18 protein-coding genes are annotated in these 17,466 nt (G+C 67.4%); 10 read left to right on the forward strand and 8 right to left on the reverse strand.

Annotated features, from left to right (window positions below; genetic code table 11):
• Positions 1-15 precede the first annotated feature (15 nt).
• Positions 16-1,110: a carbonic anhydrase gene (locus tag AC56KL_RS18805; protein WP_497181695.1), complete on the forward strand. Its 1,095-nt coding sequence runs from the start codon at positions 16-18 to the stop codon at positions 1,108-1,110.
• A 55-nt stretch (positions 1,111-1,165) separates the two neighbouring features.
• On the opposite strand, the gene AC56KL_RS18810 is transcribed toward AC56KL_RS18805, so the two are convergent.
• From AC56KL_RS18810 to tsaE, 3 genes are read right to left on the reverse strand one after another with little or no spacing between them, the layout of a single operon-like run.
• Positions 1,166-1,960, reverse strand: coding sequence for a D-hexose-6-phosphate mutarotase (locus tag AC56KL_RS18810; protein ID WP_497181696.1), 795 nt, complete (start codon positions 1,958-1,960; stop codon positions 1,166-1,168).
• Between the two features lie 11 nt (positions 1,961-1,971).
• The gene (locus tag AC56KL_RS18815; RefSeq protein WP_497181697.1) at positions 1,972-3,411 is read right to left on the reverse strand and encodes an N-acetylmuramoyl-L-alanine amidase; all 1,440 of its coding nucleotides are present in this window, start codon (positions 3,409-3,411) and stop codon (positions 1,972-1,974) included.
• Entirely contained in the window at positions 3,372-3,860 is a 489-nt protein-coding gene (gene tsaE / locus AC56KL_RS18820; RefSeq protein WP_497181698.1) for a tRNA (adenosine(37)-N6)-threonylcarbamoyltransferase complex ATPase subunit type 1 TsaE, read from the reverse strand. Before tsaE ends, AC56KL_RS18815 begins: the two co-directional genes overlap by 40 nt.
• 52 nt (positions 3,861-3,912) lie before the next feature.
• On the opposite strand from tsaE, the gene queG reads away from it, so the two are divergent.
• Positions 3,913-5,037 carry a tRNA epoxyqueuosine(34) reductase QueG gene (queG, locus tag AC56KL_RS18825; protein ID WP_497181699.1) on the forward strand — a complete coding sequence of 375 codons (1,125 nt, stop codon included), beginning with the start codon at positions 3,913-3,915 and terminating at the stop codon, positions 5,035-5,037.
• On the opposite strand, the gene AC56KL_RS18830 is transcribed toward queG, so the two are convergent.
• The 3 genes from AC56KL_RS18830 to AC56KL_RS18840 all read right to left on the reverse strand — a co-directional run bounded on the left by AC56KL_RS18830 (position 5,014) and on the right by AC56KL_RS18840 (position 8,328).
• Positions 5,014-5,391 carry a DUF3052 family protein gene (locus tag AC56KL_RS18830; protein ID WP_497181700.1) on the reverse strand — a complete coding sequence of 126 codons (378 nt, stop codon included), beginning with the start codon at positions 5,389-5,391 and terminating at the stop codon, positions 5,014-5,016. The genes queG and AC56KL_RS18830 overlap by 24 nt on opposite strands.
• Positions 5,392-5,666: 275 nt before the next feature.
• Entirely contained in the window at positions 5,667-6,257 is a 591-nt protein-coding gene (locus tag AC56KL_RS18835) for a response regulator transcription factor (protein WP_497181701.1), read from the reverse strand.
• 40 nt (positions 6,258-6,297) lie between these two features.
• Entirely contained in the window at positions 6,298-8,328 is a 2,031-nt protein-coding gene (locus AC56KL_RS18840) for a two-component system sensor histidine kinase NtrB (protein ID WP_497181702.1), read from the reverse strand.
• 118 nt (positions 8,329-8,446) lie between these two features.
• Between AC56KL_RS18840 and AC56KL_RS18845 the strand changes: the two genes are divergently transcribed.
• The 5 genes from AC56KL_RS18845 (at position 8,447) to AC56KL_RS18865 (ending at position 13,991) form a co-directional block, all read left to right on the forward strand.
• Positions 8,447-9,442 carry a TRAP transporter substrate-binding protein gene (locus AC56KL_RS18845; RefSeq protein WP_497181703.1) on the forward strand — a complete coding sequence of 332 codons (996 nt, stop codon included), beginning with the start codon at positions 8,447-8,449 and terminating at the stop codon, positions 9,440-9,442.
• 366 nt (positions 9,443-9,808) lie between these two features.
• Positions 9,809-10,333: a methylated-DNA--[protein]-cysteine S-methyltransferase gene (locus AC56KL_RS18850; protein WP_497181704.1), complete on the forward strand. Its 525-nt coding sequence runs from the start codon at positions 9,809-9,811 to the stop codon at positions 10,331-10,333.
• On the forward strand, positions 10,306-11,211 hold the full coding sequence (xerD, locus tag AC56KL_RS18855; protein ID WP_497181705.1) for a site-specific tyrosine recombinase XerD: 906 nt from the start codon (positions 10,306-10,308) through the stop codon (positions 11,209-11,211). Before AC56KL_RS18850 ends, xerD begins: the two co-directional genes overlap by 28 nt.
• An 82-nt stretch (positions 11,212-11,293) precedes the next feature.
• Positions 11,294-11,467, forward strand: coding sequence for a hypothetical protein (locus tag AC56KL_RS18860; RefSeq protein WP_497181706.1), 174 nt, complete (start codon positions 11,294-11,296; stop codon positions 11,465-11,467).
• Positions 11,468-11,753: 286 nt separating this feature from the next.
• Entirely contained in the window at positions 11,754-13,991 is a 2,238-nt protein-coding gene (locus AC56KL_RS18865; protein ID WP_497181707.1) for a putative bifunctional diguanylate cyclase/phosphodiesterase, read from the forward strand.
• Positions 13,992-14,004: 13 nt separating this feature from the next.
• Here AC56KL_RS18865 and AC56KL_RS18870 read toward each other — a convergent pair whose 3' ends face one another.
• Together AC56KL_RS18870 and AC56KL_RS18875 are read right to left on the reverse strand one after the other, a co-directional pair.
• Positions 14,005-14,406: a hypothetical protein gene (locus AC56KL_RS18870; RefSeq protein ID WP_497181708.1), complete on the reverse strand. Its 402-nt coding sequence runs from the start codon at positions 14,404-14,406 to the stop codon at positions 14,005-14,007.
• 89 nt (positions 14,407-14,495) lie between these two features.
• Positions 14,496-15,470 carry an endonuclease/exonuclease/phosphatase family protein gene (locus AC56KL_RS18875; RefSeq protein ID WP_497181709.1) on the reverse strand — a complete coding sequence of 325 codons (975 nt, stop codon included), beginning with the start codon at positions 15,468-15,470 and terminating at the stop codon, positions 14,496-14,498.
• A gap of 38 nt (positions 15,471-15,508) precedes the next feature.
• On the opposite strand from AC56KL_RS18875, the gene ybaK reads away from it, so the two are divergent.
• The 3 genes from ybaK (at position 15,509) to AC56KL_RS18890 (ending at position 17,460) form a co-directional block, all read left to right on the forward strand.
• Positions 15,509-16,000, forward strand: a complete 492-nt coding sequence (gene ybaK / locus AC56KL_RS18880) for a Cys-tRNA(Pro) deacylase (protein WP_497181760.1) — start codon at positions 15,509-15,511, stop codon at positions 15,998-16,000.
• A 78-nt stretch (positions 16,001-16,078) separates the two neighbouring features.
• On the forward strand, positions 16,079-16,699 hold the full coding sequence (gene plsY / locus AC56KL_RS18885; protein ID WP_497181710.1) for a glycerol-3-phosphate 1-O-acyltransferase PlsY: 621 nt from the start codon (positions 16,079-16,081) through the stop codon (positions 16,697-16,699).
• A 98-nt stretch (positions 16,700-16,797) separates the two neighbouring features.
• Complete coding sequence (locus tag AC56KL_RS18890; protein WP_497181711.1) at positions 16,798-17,460, forward strand: DsbA family oxidoreductase; 663 nt, start codon at positions 16,798-16,800, stop codon at positions 17,458-17,460.
• Positions 17,461-17,466: the final 6 nt, after the last annotated feature.

Genomic DNA, 17,466 nt, shown 5'->3' on the forward strand with positions numbered 1-17,466 from the left:
ACTCCCTGGATTCTCATGCGCCACCTCATCGCCCTGTTCGCTTGCAGCCTTGTCATGGCGTCGGCAAGCGCGAGCGACCCCGCTCCCAAGCCGGCCGACGGCAGGTCGGCCAACGTCAAGGCTATTCTCGAAGGTAAGCCCGCGCCCGGCTCGATCAAGCCGGACATCAGGGCCCTGGCCGCCGCAGCGGACGCTCGTCCGGCCGTCCCGGCCGTGGCCCCGGCCGCAGCCTCCCCGCGTGCTGCGGCCCCGGCCGCCGCCAATGAAGAGCAGGCCGAAGTCGACCTGTCGGTGCGCATCGCCGAGCGCCTGGCCCAGCTGCGCGAGCAGCAGACCGCCCGCGCCGCCGCGGCCGCCAAGGCGAAGCGTATCGCCGAGGCCAAGCGCCGCAAGGAAGCCGAGGCCGCGATCGCGGCCGCCAGCAAGCCGAAGAACGGCACCCACTGGTCCTACGAGGGCGAGTACGGCCCGGCCAACTGGTCCAACATCAATTCGAACTGGGCCAAGTGCAGCACCGGCAACCGCCAGTCGCCGATCGACCTGCGCGACGGCATCAAGGTCGACCTCGAGCAGATCGCCTTCGACTACCGTCCGAGCTCATTCAGCGAGATCGACAATGGCCACACCATCCAGGTAACGGTCGGAGGCGGCAACTTCCTCACGGTCGGCAACACGACCTACGAGCTGCAGCAGTTCCACTTCCACCGCCCGTCGGAAGAGCGCATCAACGGCAGGGGCACCGAGATGGTGATCCACTTCGTGCACCGCAGCTACGACGGCAAGCTGCTGGTGCTGGCCGTGCTGCTCGAGCGCGGCAAGGCCAACCCGCTGATCCAGACCGTGTGGAACCACCTGCCGCTGGAAAAGCACCAGACCGTGTCGCCCTCGATCGTGCTCGATCCGAACGAAGGGCTGCCGGAGAAGCGCGAATACTTCACCTACATGGGTTCGCTGACCGAGCCGCCGTGCACGGAGGACGTGCTGTGGATCGTCATGAAGCAGCCGATGCAGGCCTCGCCGGCGCAGATGGCGCTGTTCTCGCGCTTGTATCCGCTGAATGCGCGGCCGGTGCAGCCGAGTAATGGGAGGATGGTGAAGGAGTCGAACTGACGGGTGGTAGCGCACCACCAGCGAAAAAAAAGCCGGGCAGCGCCCGGCTTCTTCGTTAACTGATGCGGTAAGTCCCCGTCCAGGATTGGCCCGCTTCAAGCGTCAAGGGATCGAGCAGCGCCGGCTCGATGCACACGAAGCGCTGGTACTCGCCGTTTTCCATGTCCGGCAGCGCCGCCGCATCCACCGCCCCCGGGTTCCACACCACCGCATCGGTAAATCCGCTCTGCTCCAGCACCAGGGTCCCCGCGCCGGTGGCGAGCTGGGCCCGGCCCGACACGTGCGGATACACCTCGTCGAGCTTGTCGACGATCGAGATCTCGTCCGACGAGATGCCCTCGATGCGCACGTCGCACACATCCGGCACCAGGTGATAGGTATGCAGTGCGGCCGAGAAGGAGAAAGGCGCCGCGCCCAGGTTGCGCACCGTGAGCGCCATGGCGAGTTCATTGGCGCGCAGCGCCACGCGCAGGCACAAGGCGAAGGTGTGGGGCCAGGCGTCGGCCACGCTGGTGGGCAGGTCGCCCGCCGCCAGGTCGAAGCTGGCCCAGGCGGTATCGCCGTCCAGGCCGCTGTCCTCCAGGCGCCAGGTGCTCACCCGGGCAAAGCCGTGGCGCATGCCGGCGCCGCGCTCGGCGAACTGCGGGAAGATCACCGGCACGCCGCCGCGGAGCGCCTTGCTGCCGTCGAGGACCGATTTCTCGCTCATGAACATGCGCTCAACGCCGTCCGCGCCCTTCCACGACACCAGGTGGGCGCCGTACAGGGTGACGATGGCCTCGGCGCCGTCGGGCGCCTGGATACGGATCGCGGGCAGCTGCCCGAAGCTGGTGTGGGTCGCCAGGGTCATGGTGTGTGTACTCAGGTCTGACGGCTCTTGGCCATCGGCGGGTTGTCGGCGAAGTAGCGCTTGATGCCTTTGGTGATGGCCTCGGCCAGCTGGTTCTGGTAGCCCTCGTCGCGCAGCCTGGCTTCTTCGTCGGGGTTCGAGATGAATGCAGTTTCCACCAGAATCGATGGAATGTCAGGCGCCTTCAGCACTGCGAAGCCGGCCTGCTCGACGGCGGCCTTGTGCAGCCGGTTGATGCCGCCGATCTCGGTGAGCACGGCCTTGCCGAGCTTGAGGCTGTCGTTGATCTGGGCCGTGGTCGACAGGTCGAGCAGCACGCTGGCGATCTGCTTGTCCTGCACCGCGAAGTTGGCGCCGCCGATCAGGTCGGCCTTGTTCTGGTCGTTCGCCAGCCAGCGCGCCGCGCTCGAGCTGGCGCCTTTTTCCGACAGCACGAACACCGAGGAGCCGCGCGCGGTCGGCGAAATCCAGGCGTCCGCGTGGATCGACACGAACAGGTCGGCCTGCACCTTGCGCGCCTTCTGCACCCGCTGGCCGAGCGGCACGAAGTAGTCGCCGTCGCGGGTGAGCATCACGCGGGTATTGGGCAGTCCCTCGAGCCTGGCCTTCAGGCGCTTGGCCACGGCCAGCACGATGTCCTTCTCGCGGCTGCCGTTGGCGCCGATCGCGCCGGGGTCTTCGCCGCCATGGCCCGGGTCGAGCGCGATGGTCACCATGCGCACCACCTTTTGCGCGCCCGGCGCAGGGGCGGGGCTCCGGGCCTCGCCCTTGGACGGCGTCGGCTGCAGCGCGTGCGGCGGCGGCGTGCCACCCTGGGCCGCCATTTCGGATTCGAGCTTGGCGATGGCGTCCGGCGCCGCTTCGGTCTGGGCCGGCGGCGTGGCTGGCAGCGGCGAGGCCGGGTTGGCGCTGTTCGCGGCTGCCTGGGCGGTGTCTTCGGTCATCCAGTCGCCCTTCTGGATCAGGGCGGCGATCGGGTCCACCGGACGGGTAGGGTAGAGGTCGAAGATCAGGCGGTGCTGGTAGCCGGCCACCGGCGCCAGCGTGAACACCTGCGGCTTGATCTCTTCCTTCAGGTCGAAGACCAGGCGCACCACGTTCGGCCGGTTCTGGCCCACGCGCACCTGCTTGATGTAGGGGTCGTTCGCCTCGATCTTGGCGACCAGGCTTTTCAGGGTGCTGTTCAGGCCCAGCCCGTCGATGTCGACGACCAGCCGCGGCGGGTCGGCCACCAGGAAATGCTGGGTCTTGAGCGCGCTGTCGTTTTCCAGCGTCACGCGGGTATAGTCCGGCGCCGGCCAGACACGGACGGCCAGGATCTGCGCGGCGCCGGCCGGCTGCGTGCCGGCCACGGACAGCAGCAGCGTGCCGCCGGCCTTGAGCAGGGTGCGGCGGCGCGGCGAGGTGGGAATCAGGGTGTCGGCGGAGTGTAGGCGAGACGGTCGAGGCATAGCAGGCCTAATTGAGACAACGGCTGCAATTCTACCTCACGCCCGAGTCCGCTGACGTCAAGCACTACACGGACGTCGGGCGCCGGCAACACCGGCTCGCCCTTTTCGGGCCATTCGACGATGCAGATGTTCCTGCCGTCGAAGTCCTCGCGAAAACCGGCGTCGAGGAATTCCTCCGGACTCGACATGCGGTACAGGTCGTAGTGGATGATGTCGACGGGCTGGCCGTCCACTTCCACGCGATAGGGTTCCGAGAGCGTATAGGTCGGGCTCTTGACCGTGCCCCGGTGGCCCGCCGCCTGGATCAGGGCGCGCGTGAGCGCCGTCTTGCCCGCGCCCAGGTCGCCGTGCAGGTAGATCACCAGGCCGGGCTGGAGCGCCCGGGCCAGCGCCTGCCCCAGGGCGGTGGTGGCGGATTCGTCGGGCAAGTAGGCTTTGAAGGGCTGCATCGAATAAAATACCGGGTTGGGCGACACCTGTTGCCGCGTTGTTCATCCTGCCATGCCGACCGCTTCCCTCCATTCCACCGACCTGCACGAGCTTGCGCGCACCATCAAGGGATGGGGCGCGGAGCTCGGTTTTGCCGACGTGCGCATCGCGGACGTCGACCTGGCGCATGCGGAAGCCGGCCTGCAGGCCTGGCTGGACGCCGGCTGCCATGGCGAGATGGATTATATGGCAAGCCACGGCATGAAGCGTGCGCGGCCCGCCGAACTGGTGCCGGGCACGGTGCGCGCCATCGTGGCGCGCATGGACTACCTGCCGATGTCCCGCGCCGACGACTGGCGCGACGAGGAACGCACCCGCCAGCTGGAGCCCGGCGCGGCCGTGGTCTCGGTGTATGCGCGCGGCCGCGACTACCACAAGGTGCTGCGCAACCGCCTGCAGGCCCTGGCCGAGCGCGTGAAGGCGGCCGTGGGCGAACTCGGCTACCGGGTGTTCACGGATTCGGCCCCGGTGATGGAACTGCCGCTGGCGGAAAAGGCGGGCCTGGGCTGGCGCGGCAAGCACACGCTGCTGCTGTCGCGCGCGGCCGGCTCGACCTTCTTCATCGGTGAAATCCTGGTCGACCTGCCCTTGCCGCCAGATCCGCCCACTGGCGCCCACTGCGGGCAATGCGAGGCCTGCATCGAGGTCTGCCCGACCCAGGCCATCCTCGGGCCCGGGCGCCTGGATGCGCGGCGCTGCATTTCCTACCTGACCATCGAGCTCAAGGGCAGCATTCCGGAGGAACTTCGCCCCTTGATCGGCAACCGCATCTACGGCTGCGACGACTGCCAGCTGGCCTGCCCGTGGAACAAGTTCGCGCAACGGGCGACACTCCCGGATTTCGACGAGAGGAACGGCCTCGGCGATACTGGAATGGTCGAACTGTTCGGGTGGGAAGAGGAAGAATTCAACCGCCGCATGGAAGGCAGTCCGATCCGGCGCATCGGCCACGAGCGCTGGCTGCGCAACCTGGCGGTGGGACTGGGCAATGCCGCCGCCGGCGCGGCCGGCAAGGGCGATCCGGCGATTGTCGCGGCCCTGTGGGCGCGCGCCGCACATCCCTCGGCCCTGGTACGCGAGCACGTGGCCTGGGCGCTCGGCCGTCACGGCGTGTTATTCGATCCGCTTGAGGCGTAGCCCGGACCAGTCGCCGTCGATCGAGATCATCGCCACGCCCGTGATGCCGTTTTCCTTGGCATAGGCATTGATCGAATCACGGTTGATGTCGGTGGCCTTGGATGCCGTCTGTTTCAGGTAGGCGATCCAGAGCGAGCCCTTGTCGCCGAGGCGTTCCTTGGCCACCGGCAGGGTTTGCTCGAGTTCCTTGCGGTTGAGCGCGAACATCAGGACCACGTCGAAGGGGCCGTCGCCTTCCTTGACGAGCCCCGCGGGCATCTGCGCCACCACGCCCGGGTTGGCTTGCCCATTCAGGATCAGCATCGATTTCGCCGTCCTCAGGAACATCTTGTCTGCAACTGTCTTTTCGCTCATGGGAATTCCTAAATGCAAGAGCACTACGGCGCGGGCCACCGTGGCGCGTTCCGGTTCATTTTACAAGGCTTCCTTCGAATGGCAGGAACGTTTGATGGCCTGCAACAGAAGGAGAACAGAGGGCAGTTGAGGGCGAGGCCGACAGATGCAAGTAGGGTGGTCGGCTCTGCCGACCGCGCGTTCAACTCCGGCCTGCATCTCGACGACGCATGCTCTTGTTGGACGCGCGGTCGGCAGTGATTCAGGCCAGTGGCCTGAATCACAAACCGACCACCCTACTTCAGGAGCCCGGCCAGCTCCACCGCCGTCTTGACCTGCATCTTGTCGAAGATATGCGCCCGGTGCACCTCGACCGTGCGCATGCTGATCCCGAGCTTGTCCGCCACCACCTTGTTCATCATCCCGGCCAGGATCAGGTCCAGCACTTCGCGTTCGCGCGCCGACAGGGTCGCCAGGCGCGCCTGCACGGCGGCCGCGGCGAGCGCCTTGCGCGAAGCGGCAAGGGCCTCGTCCACCCGGTCCATCAGCACGTTGTCGTTGAACGGCTTCTCGAAGAAATCGAAGGCGCCGCGCTTGAGCGAGTCGACCGCCATCGGCACGTCGCCGTGGCCGGTGAGGAAGATCACGGGCAGGCGTCCGCTGAGGCCGTGTTTGACCAGCTGGTCAAACACGGCGATGCCGTTCATGTCGGGCATGCGCACGTCCAGCAGCACGCAATCGCCCTCGCCGCCCAGGGCGCCCGGCGCGCCGACGGCGTCGAGGAAGGCCTGGCCGCCCGCATAGCCGCGCGCCTCCAGGCCGCGCGATTGCGCCAGCCAGGCGAGCGCGTCGCGGATGACGTCTTCGTCGTCGACGATGTGCAGCATGGGTTTGTCTCCGTGGAATGCATGTTGGTATGGGCGGATTTTAGCCCAGCGTCCCGCCTGCCGCTTGCGCCGGCAAGGCGAAGCTGAACACGGTGCCGCCGCCCGGGTTTGGCGCATGGGTGAGCGTGCCGCCGTGGAACTCGATCGCCGTGCGGCAGATCGACAGGCCCATGCCCATGCCGTCGAGCTTGGTCGAGTAGAAGGGCGAGAACAGCCCGGCCGCCACTTCCGGTGCGATGCCGTGGCCGCGGTCGATCACCGACACCGCCACGGTGTTCTCCCCATCCTGGTCGCGGTGTTCGGCGGCGATGCGCAGCACGCGCCGCTCCGGCGGCGTGTCGTGCATCGCCTCGACCGCATTGCGGGTGAGGTTGAGCAGCACCTGTTCCAGCATCACCCGGTCGGCCAGCACGGAAGGCAGCTGCGGCGGCAGGTCGACGCGCAGCAGCACGCCGGCCTGGCGCGCCTGCAGCTCGACCAGGGCGCGCACGCCCTCGACCACGCTGCCGATCGTGACCGGTTCGCGGCGCGGCTCGCGCTTCTTGACGAATTCGTGCACGCTGCGGATGATCTGCCCAGCGCGCTGGGCCTGCTGGCGCGCCTGTTCCAGCGCATGCCGCAACATGCTTGACTCGACCGGCCCACCGGCCTTGTCGCCGCGCTCCAGCACGTTGATGGCGCCGGCCGTGTAGCTCGAGATCGCCGCCAGCGGCTGGTTCAGCTCGTGCGCCAGCATCGAGGACATCTCGCCCATGGTGGCCAGGCGCGCGCTGGTCTCCAGTTTTTCCTGCTGCTGGCGGTTGAGTTCTTCGGCGCGCTTGCGGTCGGTGATGTCCTGGACCGAACTCATCCAGCCGGTCTGGCGTCCGTCCGCGTCCACCAGCGGCGCCTCGTAGACCAGCACCGGCACCCGCACGCCGTCGGGGCGCTGGAACACGGTCTCGAACTGCGGCGTGATGGCCCCCGCCAGCACGCTGGCGAAGCGTTCTTCGTATTCGCGCATCACTTCCGGCGCCCAGTAGGGCATGGGCGGCTTCTTGCCCACCAGTTCTTCCGGCGGCAGGCCGACGATCTCGCAGAACGCCCGGTTGACGTAAGTCACGCGCCCTTCCAGGTCGCGGGCGCGCAGGCCGGTGATGAGGGAATTTTCCATCGCGGTGCGGAAGGCCATCTGCTGGCGCAGCGCGGCTTCGGCGGCCAGCGTGCGCGAGATGTGGCGCCATAGCGCGCCCAGGCTCAGCACCAGGCCAAGGGCCAGCACGATGACCGAGCCCACCAGCAGGTTGGGCAAGAGTTTTGGCGCGCCCTTGACGCTGTCGGTGGACAGCACCACCAGCGCGCCCGGCAGGTCGAGCTCGCGCCGGTGCGTGTAGACGCCGCGGCCCGGGCCGCCGGCCGCGCGCCGCGCCACGCTGCGCTCGTCGCGGTCGAGCAGGCTCAGGGCGTTGTCCTGCGCGAACCACCAGGGCACGGTTTCGTCGAGCAGGATCTGCAGGTTGTAGGTGGCGACCAGGCTGCCGGCCGGTTTGGCGCCCGAAGGACCATTCGCATACAAGGGCAGGTAGTAGTCGAGCATGCCGGGCGCGGTCCCGGATGCGCCATAGGGTTCGCTGTAGCGGCCGCGCCGCGTCGCGTTGGCGACGTCGAGGGCGAGCCGGGTCGGCGCGGGCAGGGCGGCGGGCGCTTCCAGGCCGTGGCTGGCCAGTATCGCGCCGTCGGGCCCATACCAGACCACGCGCACCAGCTCGGGGCCGTTGTCGACTATCTGCCTGAGGCGGGCCTGCAGCACCGGCGCCGGGAGCGGACGCAATAGTCGGTCCGTAGTGAGAAGGTCGGCGCCGAGCACGGCCAGCGCTTCCTCGCTGCGCGCCAGCTCGAAGCGCAGGGTCTGCTCGACCCAGAGCGTATCGGCGATCAGCTGCTCCTGGCGTTCGGTCGCCTCCATCTGGCGCGCCTGCCACGGCAGCCAGATCAGCACGGCCAGGAACAGCAGCACCAGCAGCACCGGCACCAGCCAGCGCCACGAGCGCGCGCGCTGGACTGCCGGTGGCTGGGCGAACGGAAATTTCATCGACTCTCCATACTTCGTTACACTGTCGGGCTATTGTGGAAGTCCACGATGGCGCGGTGGACACCGACGCCGCAGACTGGCTCTACCCCCCCATGCCCTCAGGATGAACCGAACCGCCATGCAGATCAACGTCCCGTCCGCCGTCCTCTTCGCTGCGCTGCTGGCCTGCGCCGGCGGCGCGCGGGCACAGGCGCCGATCGTCATCAAGTTCAGCCACGTGGTCGCCCCGGACACGCCGAAAGGGCGGGCCGCCGAGCGCTTCAAGCAGCTTGCCGAGGTGATGACCGGGGGGCGGGTGAAAGTGCAAGTCTACCCGAACAGCCAGCTCTACAAGGACCGCGAGGAACTCGAGGCCCTGCAGCTGGGCGCGGTGCAGATGCTGGCGCCCTCGCTGGCCAAGTTCTCGCCGCTGGGCGTGAAGGAATTCGAAGCCTTCGACCTGCCGTATATCTTCCCGTCCAAGGCGGCGCTGTACGCCGTCACCGAGGGCCGCATCGGGCGCGGCCTGCTGCGCAAGCTGGAGCCGAAGGGCATCACCGGGCTGGCCTACTGGGACAACGGTTTCAAGGTGATGTCGGCCAACAGGCCGCTGCTGCTGCCGTCGGACTTTCGCGGCCTGCGGGTGCGCATCCAGGCCTCGAAGGTGCTGGACGCGCAGATGCGCGCGCTCGGCGCCCAGCCGCTGGCGCTGGCCTTCTCCGAAACCGCTCCGGCGCTGCGCGACGGTGTAGTGGAAGGCACCGAGAACACGCCCTCGAACATGTTCACCCAGCGCATGCACCTGTCGCAGAAGCACCTGACGGTGTCGAACCACGGCTACCTCGGCTATGCCGTCATCGTCAACAAGAAGTTCTGGGACGGGCTGCCGGGCGGCATCCGCAGGACCCTGGAACGGGCGATGGAGCAGGCCACGGCCTACGAGAAGACCATCGCCCAGCGCACCAACGACGCCGCGCTGGAATCGATCCGCCGCGCCGGCACCACCACCGTCCACACGCTCAGCCCCCGGCAGCAGGCCGAGTGGCGGCGCGCCATGCAGCCGGTGTATACGCAGATGGAAGATCGCATCGGCAAGGATGTGGTGCAGGCCATCCGCCGCGAGGTAAACCGCTGAGCCCATGCGCGCCGCATATGACACGAAGGTGACAGGCCTGCGCAGGCTCATGCGTTTTCCGCATAACCAAAATAATTTTCGGTAATGTGGTCAAAAAGATACGCTTGCGCAAAGAGCTTGCGTTATGATGGGGCCTTCTCGCACCCACATGGTGCGTACGCGAACAGAACACACACGGTTTTGGGGAGCATAGAGAAAATCACGGTAATTCATACCGGAGAACAATCGAGGAGACACACGTTTTACGGAAGCCGTTAGCACAGCTAAACGGCCGGGGACGTGACCCGAATTGGAGCGCACCTTGGGTGCGCTTTTTTTTCGTCCGCAGGGCTGGCCGGGCGCCATCCCAGGGTTTAAGATGCGGACATGAAGACCCACCAGGCACGTGATCTGTTCAACGCCATCGTCCCAAGCGCATTCGGCGCCATCGGGATCCGCACCACGGACGAACGCGTGCGCGAACTGGTCTACCTGCCGCCCGCGTTCGACGAAAAAACCGCCGACAACGACGTGGCCGCCCTGGCCGCACAGCAGGTCGCGCGCTACCTGGCCGACCCCGATTTCCGTTTCGAGCTGCCCTTGCATGAGGCCGGCACCGATTTCCAGCGCCGGGTCTGGGGCGCGATCGGCGCCATCCCGCGCGGCAGCGTCAAGACCTACGGCCAGCTGGCCAGGCAGGTCGGTTCGGCCCCGCGCGCGGTCGGCCAGGCCTGCGGCGCCAACCCTTTCCCGCTGATAAACCCTTGCCACCGGGTGACGGCATCAGGCGGCCTGGGCGGCTTCTCGAACCAGGACGACGAAAACGGCTTCCACCTCTCGGTCAAGCGCTGGCTGCTGCGGCACGAAGGCGCCACCGCATCGCCATGGCAGCAGCAATCGATCTGGGACTGATCGACGAGTTCTGCGACACCCTCTGGCTGGAACAGGGGCTGGCCAGGAATTCGCTCGACGCCTACCGCCGCGACCTCAGGCTCTTCGCCGGCTGGCTGGACGCCAGGCGCCCGCAGCACGCCGGCCTGCTCGCCGTCCAGCCCGAGGACATCGCCGCCTATTTCGCCGAACGCCATGCGGACACCCGGCCCAGCTCCGCCAACCGGCGCCTGTCGGTGCTCAAGCGCTTCTATCAGCTCGCGCTGCGCCGCAACCAGATCCCGCGCGACCCCTGCCTGAAGATGGCGTCCGCCAAGCAGCCGCTGCGCTTCGTCCATACGCTCAGCGAAAGCCAGGTCGAGGCGCTGCTGGCGGCGCCCGACGTGTCCACGCCGCTCGGCCTGCGCGAACGCACCATGCTGGAACTGATGTATGCGAGCGGGCTGCGAGTGTCGGAACTGGTGGAGTTGAAACTGGTCGAAGTCAGCCTGAACGACGGCGTATTGCGTATTACCGGCAAGGGCAGCAAGACGCGCCTCGTACCCTTCGGCGGGGAAGCGCGCGCCTGGCTGGAGCGCTACCTGAAGGATGCGCGCGGCATCATCCTGAACGGCCAGGTCGACGATGCGCTGTTCGTCACCGGCCGCGGCGGGGCGATGACGCGCCAGATGTTCTGGATCCTGATCAAGAAACATGCGCAAAAAGCAGGCATCCAGGGGCCGCTGTCGCCGCACACGCTGCGGCATGCCTTCGCCACCCACCTGCTGAACCATGGCGCCGACCTGCGCGTGGTACAACTGCTGCTGGGGCACGCCGACATTTCGACCACACAGATCTATACGCATGTTGCGCGCGAGCGCCTCAAGCACCTGCACGCCCAGCACCACCCGCGGGGTTAATTCAAGCCGCTGCGCCGATTGTTCGGCCATAATAGCCCGGTAGCACCATGCAGCAGCTCCCATCCACTGGCACGAGGTGAAAATGGCAAAGACGAACTTCCAGTACGAAAAGCGGCAGCGTGAACTCGAGAAGAAGCGCAAGGCGGAAGAAAAGGCCAGGCGCAAGGAGGAAGCCAAACGCGAGGCGCCCGAAGGCGGGTCGGCCGGGCCGGAGCAGGCCGGGGACGAAGAACCGGCGCCGCAAGACGTCGCCTGAAGGCGCGTCCGCGCCGGCGCCGGCGTGGAATGTGTTCGCGCTCGGTCTCCGTCCTGGCAACAGGGTGGAGCGCCTTGCGCACGGTGTCAATATAGCGGGGCGCGGGCCACGCCTCCAGCCGAATGCGACGGGCGGTCAGCCGGCAGGGCTGGAATGCGGAAAAACGCGATGAAATGCAGGCGGCGCCTGCCTTTGCGTGTCCGCAAACGGCATGGCGCAAAGCGGGCAAGAATGGGTGGATTGTCATCGGCCGCATGACGCTTTCCGTATGTAAAGGATCCCACCCGTGAGCGAACCACCGCAAGATCCGATCGGCTGGCCCCTCGGGTCCGTCGGCGTGGGCTTGCCTGGCGATCCTGGCCCGTTCGCCGTGGAGGCCGCCGCGCAGTCTGCCGCGCAGTTTGCGACGCCTCCGGCGACGGCGCCGGGCGCGGCAGTCGACCCGATCGATTCCGACGGTCCCGGCCGCCAGGCGCTCGACTGGCTGTACCGCTTCGTCACCGCCATCGAGCTGGCGCCGGCGGTTGCCGTCCATTCGGTCGACAGTGCCGGCATCGTCCGTTTCTGGAACCATGCCTGCACCCAGCTGTTCGGCATCCCGGCCAGCCATGCGCTGGGCCAGCCCTTCCGCGAACTGGTCTTCCACCTCGACCGCCAGGCCGAGTTCGAGGCGCTCATCGCCGGTATCTGGCAGGACGGCATTGCACCGGCCCCGCGCGACTGGCATGTCGAAACCGCCGCGGGCCGGCGCCTGTGGCTGCATTCGAACCACTTTCCCGTGAAGCGGGACGGCGCCACCCAGCAGGTGTTCTGCATGGAAGTCGACATCACCGCGCGCAAGCAGGTCGAAGACAACCTGGTGCAGGCAGCGCGCGTGTTCGAGAACGCGCACGAGGCCATTATCGTGATGGATGCCGAATACCGGGTGCTGGCGGTCAACCAGGCTTTCACGGTTATCACCGGCTTCGAGGGCCGCGACATCGTCGGCGCCACCCTGGCCAGCCTGCCCTGGGGCGACGGCGCAGATGGCGAAGATGAGGGAAGCGGTTTCTACGAGCGCATCTGGTCCCAGCTCGACGGCCGCGACCGCTGGCAGGGCGAAGTGCCTGCCATCCGCAAGAGCGGCGAGCACTACACGGCCTGGGTGGCGCTCACCACCATCCGCGACCCGCACGGCCAGCCCAGCAACACCATGGCCATGCTGTCCGACATCAGCGAGCGCAAGCGCGTGGAAGCGCAGGTCCGGCACCAGGCCGAGCACGACCCGCTCACCGGCCTGCCGAACCGCGCCCTGTTCCTCGACCGCATGCACCAGGCGCTGGCCACCTGGCGCCGCCAGCGCGACAGTTTCGCCGTCATGTTCCTCGACCTCGACCGCTTCAAGTCCATCAACGACAACAACGGCCACCAGGCGGGCGACGCGGTGCTGCGCGAGGTGGCCGCGCGCCTGCGTGGCTGCGTGCGCCGGGTCGACACCATCAGCCGCCTGGGCGGCGACGAATTCGTGGTGCTGCTGGCCGACATCGGCGGGGTCGACCAGGCGGCGCACGTGGCCGCCGCCGTGATGGGGGCGGTGGCGCGCCCGATCGACGTGGCCGGGCAGACGCTGGCGCTGTCGGCCTCGATCGGCATCGCCATCTGTCCCACCGACGGACGCGATGTCGATACCCTGATGCACCACGCCGACGTGGCCATGTACCACGCCAAGCAGCACGGCCGCGACAGCTTCCGTTTCTTCAGTCCCGAGATGAACGCCCGCGTGATCGAGCGCGGCGAGCTCGAACGGCGCCTGCGCCAGGCGCTCGCGAAAGGAGAGTTCGTGCTCGAATACCAGCCCGAACTCGAGGTCGGCTCCGGCAAGGTGATCGGCATGGAGGCGCTGATCCGCTGGCGCCATCCGGAACGCGGGCTGCTGCTGCCGCACGAATTCCTGCCGGTGGCCGAGGAATGCGGCCTGATCGTGCCGATCGGCGCGTGGGTGCTGGGCGAGGCTTGTGCCCGGGCGCGCGCCTGGCGCGACGACGGGCATGCGGTGACGGTGGCGGTGAACCTGTCCGATGGGCAGTTCCTGCACGGCCGCCTGCTGGAGACGGTCGACGACGCGCTCGCCAGCTCGGGGCTGGCGCCCGCCTGCCTCGATCTGGAAATCACGGAAGGCGCCATCATGCGCGGCGACGAGGGGCTCGACGGCACGGCCGCCGCCCTGCGCCGGCGTGGCGTGCAGCTCACCATTGACCGCTTCGGCACCGGCCTGTCGAGCCTGTCGTCGCTACGGCGCTTCCCGCTGTCGACGCTCAAGATCGACCGCAGCTTCGTGGGCGACATCGAGCACGATCTGGTCGATGCGGCCCTGATTCCTGCCATCATCGCGGTGGCGCGCAGCCTGCGCCTGCGCGTGGTGGCCGAGGGCGTGGAGACGGAGGAACAGCTGCGCTTCCTGCGCCAGCACGGCTGCGACGTCTACCAGGGTTTCTATGCGGCGGGGGCGAGCGCCCGGCCCGATTTCCATCCTGCGGCGCGCTGACCCGAAATGCCGGCTACATCCGTACCGGCACCGGCCACGGCGTGATCCGGTCCGCGATCTGCCTGACCGCCCGCCGCACCAGCAGCGCGCGCAGCAGCAGGGGCGCGAGCGGCGCGACGATCATGAAGGCGGAAGGCACCAGGCGGATGCCGAGCAGGGTGGGCTCGATGGCGTAGACCAGCGCGAGCGCCACGATCCAGGCCGCCACCACCAGCAGGAACCAGCGGCTGGCCCCGACCTCCTGGCTTGCCTTGCGCACGATTTCCAGCTGCAGTCCCTGCGGCAGGCGTCGCAGGCTGCGGCACTGGTACAAGGGCGGCACCGGCATTCCGGACGGATCCGTGAAGCCGAACCTGGCGGCGCGCGCCTGGTCCAGCAATTCGTCCGCGATGCGGTTGGCTTGATCTTTCGACAACACCTGCTTTCCTCTCAGCTATTTCTTTGGGAGGAAAGTCTAGCCGCTTGGCGTTCCGGATAAATACGCGGAATGTAACGCCGGCAAAATCAGTCCAGCCCGCCGCCGAAGCGCCCGTCCTGCGGATACAGGCGGATGCGCGCCAGCACCTGGCCATGGTCGGAAGCTTCCCGCAGCCCGAGGTTCAGGTGGTCGTTCAGGTAGACCACGTCGACCACCTCGCCGATCGCATTCGGCAGCATCGGATTGAATTCCTGCGACACCAGGATGTGGTCGATGGTCGAGTGGCGGCTCTCGTGCACGATCGAAAAGCCGACATTGCGCTGGTTGTCCTGGCTCAGACGCAGCCGCGCCGCGTCGAACATGCGCTCGCCCAGCGGCGCGCCTTCGCCCAGCACGATCTCGGTGGTAACCGAGTCGGCCACGTCGTTGAAGTCGCCCAGCACGATGCGCGGCCGTTGCTTCTCGCGCGCCATGTCGGTGAGCAGCACGCGCAGCGCGGTGGCCTCGGTGCCGCGCCGGATCAGCGAACGCAGGCAGGCGAGGGCGTACAGGTTCGGGTCTTCGCCGGTGTCGCTGCTGCGGTAGTCGGGGCGGCGCGACTTCAGGTGCACCACCACGACGTCGATCACGATGCCCGGCGCCAGTTCGACTTCGGCATGCAGCGGGGCGCGGGTGAAGCGGTCCGGGTCGCGGCTGCCCGGCGGCATCGACACGTTATCGGGGAACATGCTCATGGCATGCGGATGGCTCAGCACCGGCAGGCGCGACACCAGGGCCACGCTGGGCGTCAGGCGCGGCGCTTCCGGGTCCGGGTCGAAGCCGAGGTGGGTCGCGTCGCGGTAGCGACGGGTACGCGCCAGCACTTCCTTCAGCGTGGCCTGCGAGAAGATTTCCTGGAAGCCGATGACGTCGGCATTGAGCAGGTCGATCTGGTGCGCGGTCCAGTCCAGCTTGGCCTCGTATTCCTCGGGCGAACACGGCTGCAGGTTCTCGTAGCAGCGCACGCCGGGCGGGGCCAGGTTGTAGGTGTTGAAAGTGGCAAAGCGAATTTCTTGCTGCATAATAGAAACCCCTTATGTTCGTCTTTAGCGTAACACGCATGGCCAAGAAAGAGCACGTTTCCGAGACACCCGCGACGCAGTTCCTGCGCAAGCATGGCGTGGTTTTTACCGAGCATCCCTACGAGTACGAAGAGCACGGCGGCACCGCCGTTTCCTCGCGTGAACTCGGCGTTCCCGAACACCATGTGGTGAAGACCCTGGTGATGCAGGACGAGGCGGCGCGGCCGTTGATCGTGCTGATGCACGGCGACCGCAAGGTCTCGACCAAGAACCTGGCGCGTGCGATCCCCTGCAAGTCGGTCGAGCCGTGCAAGCCCGAGGTGGCGCAGCGCCATTCGGGCTTCCTGGTGGGCGGCACCTCGCCCTTCGGCGTGCGCAAGGCGATGCCTGTCTACGTCGAGGAATCGGTCCTGGCGCTGGATAAAATCTATATCAATGGCGGGCGGCGCGGCTACCTGGTCGGGATCGCGCCGACCGCGCTGACCGAGGTGCTGGGCGCGCGCGCCGTGCAGTGCGCGCTGGCCGAGTGATTGCCAAAATGCATGGTCGATGGTGTATAGTCCCAGCGCCTGCAGCACCTACCGACAAGAACAAGACCTGAGAGAGACATGAACACCTTGATCGCCACCATCGCCGCCTACCTGCTCGGCTCGATTTCCTTCGCCGTCGTGATGAGCCGCGCCTTCGGCCTGTCCGACCCGCGCACCTACGGTTCCAAGAACCCGGGCGCCACCAACGTGCTGCGCAGCGGCAGCAAGAAGGCCGCGATCGCGACCCTGGTCGGCGACGCCGCCAAGGGCTGGCTGGCGGTCTGGCTGGCGGTGCGTTACGGCCCGCAGTACGGCCTCGACGACGGCGGCATTGCGCTGGTGGCCATTGCGGTATTCCTGGGCCACCTGTGGCCGGTGTTCTTCAAGTTCGTCGGCGGCAAGGGCGTGGCCACCGCGCTCGGCGTGCTGCTCGGCATTAACGTGTGGCTGGGCCTGGCGACGCTGGCGACCTGGCTGATCGTGGCCTATGCCTTCCGCTACTCGTCGCTGGCGGCGCTGGTGGCGTCGATCTTCGCGCCGTTCTATTACGGGCTGCTGTTCGGGGCGGACGAGATCCTGTTCGCCGTCGCCGTCATGAGCGGGCTGCTGCTGTGGCGCCACGCCAGCAATATCGGCAACCTGATTGCGGGGAAGGAGTCGCGGATCGGGAGCAAGGCGAAGGGGGCGGGCAAGAAGTAAGACTGCAGGCGTGCTTGCAAGCTACGCGCCCGCGTACATCGCGTTACCATGACGCCACCAGGCACCTCCGTGCCGCAACGAACCTGAAAGGTGGCGCCATGACCCAACAACTCCGCATCGACTTCGTCTCCGATGTCTCCTGCCCATGGTGCGCGATCGGCCTCAGTTCGCTGGAACTGGCGCTGGCGCGCGTCAAAGGCCAGGTCGAGGCCGAACTGCATTTCCAGCCCTTCGAGCTGAATCCGAACATGGGCCCGGACGGCCAGGACATCGTCGAGCACATCACCGAGAAATACGGCGCGACGATCGAGCAGCAGGCCAGCAGCCGCGAGATGATCCGCCAGCGCGGCGCGGACGTGGGCTTCACCTTCGACATGGAACGGCGCGGCCGCATCTACAACACCTTCGACGCCCACCGCCTGCTGTCCTGGGCCGAGGAAGAAGGGCGCCAGCGCGACCTCAAGATGGCCCTGTTCGAAGCCTACTTCACCCACTGCGAAGACCCGAGCAAGCATCAGGCCCTGCTGCGCGCCGTCGAGCGCGTCGGCCTGGACCGCGAACGGGCCGCAGCCATTCTCGCCTCCAGCGAATACGCCGACGAAGTGCGCGAGCGCGAACAGTTCTTCCAGCGCGCCGGCATCCATTCGGTACCGGCCGTCATCATCAACCAGCGCCACCTGATCTCCGGCGGCCAGCCGCCGGAAGTGTTCGAGCAGGCGCTGCGCGACATCGCGTCGCACAGCGAACAGGCCGCGCAGTAAAACGGC

This window comes from Telluria sp. ZB4P34, assembly GCF_059686055.1.

Bases quoted from the DNA above. Each gene is read 5' to 3' on its own strand.
- AC56KL_RS18805 (WP_497181695.1), top strand. From the start codon at position 16: ATGCGCCACCTCATCGCCCTGTTCGCTTGCAGCCTTGTCATGGCGTCG.
- AC56KL_RS18810 (WP_497181696.1), bottom strand. From the start codon at position 1,960: ATGACCCTGGCGACCCACACCAGCTTCGGGCAGCTGCCCGCGATCCGT.
- AC56KL_RS18815 (WP_497181697.1), bottom strand. From the start codon at position 3,411: ATGCCTCGACCGTCTCGCCTACACTCCGCCGACACCCTGATTCCCACC.
- tsaE (WP_497181698.1), bottom strand. From the start codon at position 3,860: ATGCAGCCCTTCAAAGCCTACTTGCCCGACGAATCCGCCACCACCGCC.
- queG (WP_497181699.1), top strand. From the start codon at position 3,913: ATGCCGACCGCTTCCCTCCATTCCACCGACCTGCACGAGCTTGCGCGC.
- AC56KL_RS18830 (WP_497181700.1), bottom strand. From the start codon at position 5,391: ATGAGCGAAAAGACAGTTGCAGACAAGATGTTCCTGAGGACGGCGAAA.
- AC56KL_RS18835 (WP_497181701.1), bottom strand. From the start codon at position 6,257: ATGCTGCACATCGTCGACGACGAAGACGTCATCCGCGACGCGCTCGCC.
- AC56KL_RS18840 (WP_497181702.1), bottom strand. From the start codon at position 8,328: ATGAAATTTCCGTTCGCCCAGCCACCGGCAGTCCAGCGCGCGCGCTCG.
- AC56KL_RS18845 (WP_497181703.1), top strand. From the start codon at position 8,447: ATGCAGATCAACGTCCCGTCCGCCGTCCTCTTCGCTGCGCTGCTGGCC.
- AC56KL_RS18850 (WP_497181704.1), top strand. From the start codon at position 9,809: ATGAAGACCCACCAGGCACGTGATCTGTTCAACGCCATCGTCCCAAGC.
- xerD (WP_497181705.1), top strand. From the start codon at position 10,306: ATGGCAGCAGCAATCGATCTGGGACTGATCGACGAGTTCTGCGACACC.
- AC56KL_RS18860 (WP_497181706.1), top strand. From the start codon at position 11,294: ATGGCAAAGACGAACTTCCAGTACGAAAAGCGGCAGCGTGAACTCGAG.
- AC56KL_RS18875 (WP_497181709.1), bottom strand. From the start codon at position 15,470: ATGCAGCAAGAAATTCGCTTTGCCACTTTCAACACCTACAACCTGGCC.
- ybaK (WP_497181760.1), top strand. From the start codon at position 15,509: ATGGCCAAGAAAGAGCACGTTTCCGAGACACCCGCGACGCAGTTCCTG.
- plsY (WP_497181710.1), top strand. From the start codon at position 16,079: ATGAACACCTTGATCGCCACCATCGCCGCCTACCTGCTCGGCTCGATT.
- AC56KL_RS18890 (WP_497181711.1), top strand. From the start codon at position 16,798: ATGACCCAACAACTCCGCATCGACTTCGTCTCCGATGTCTCCTGCCCA.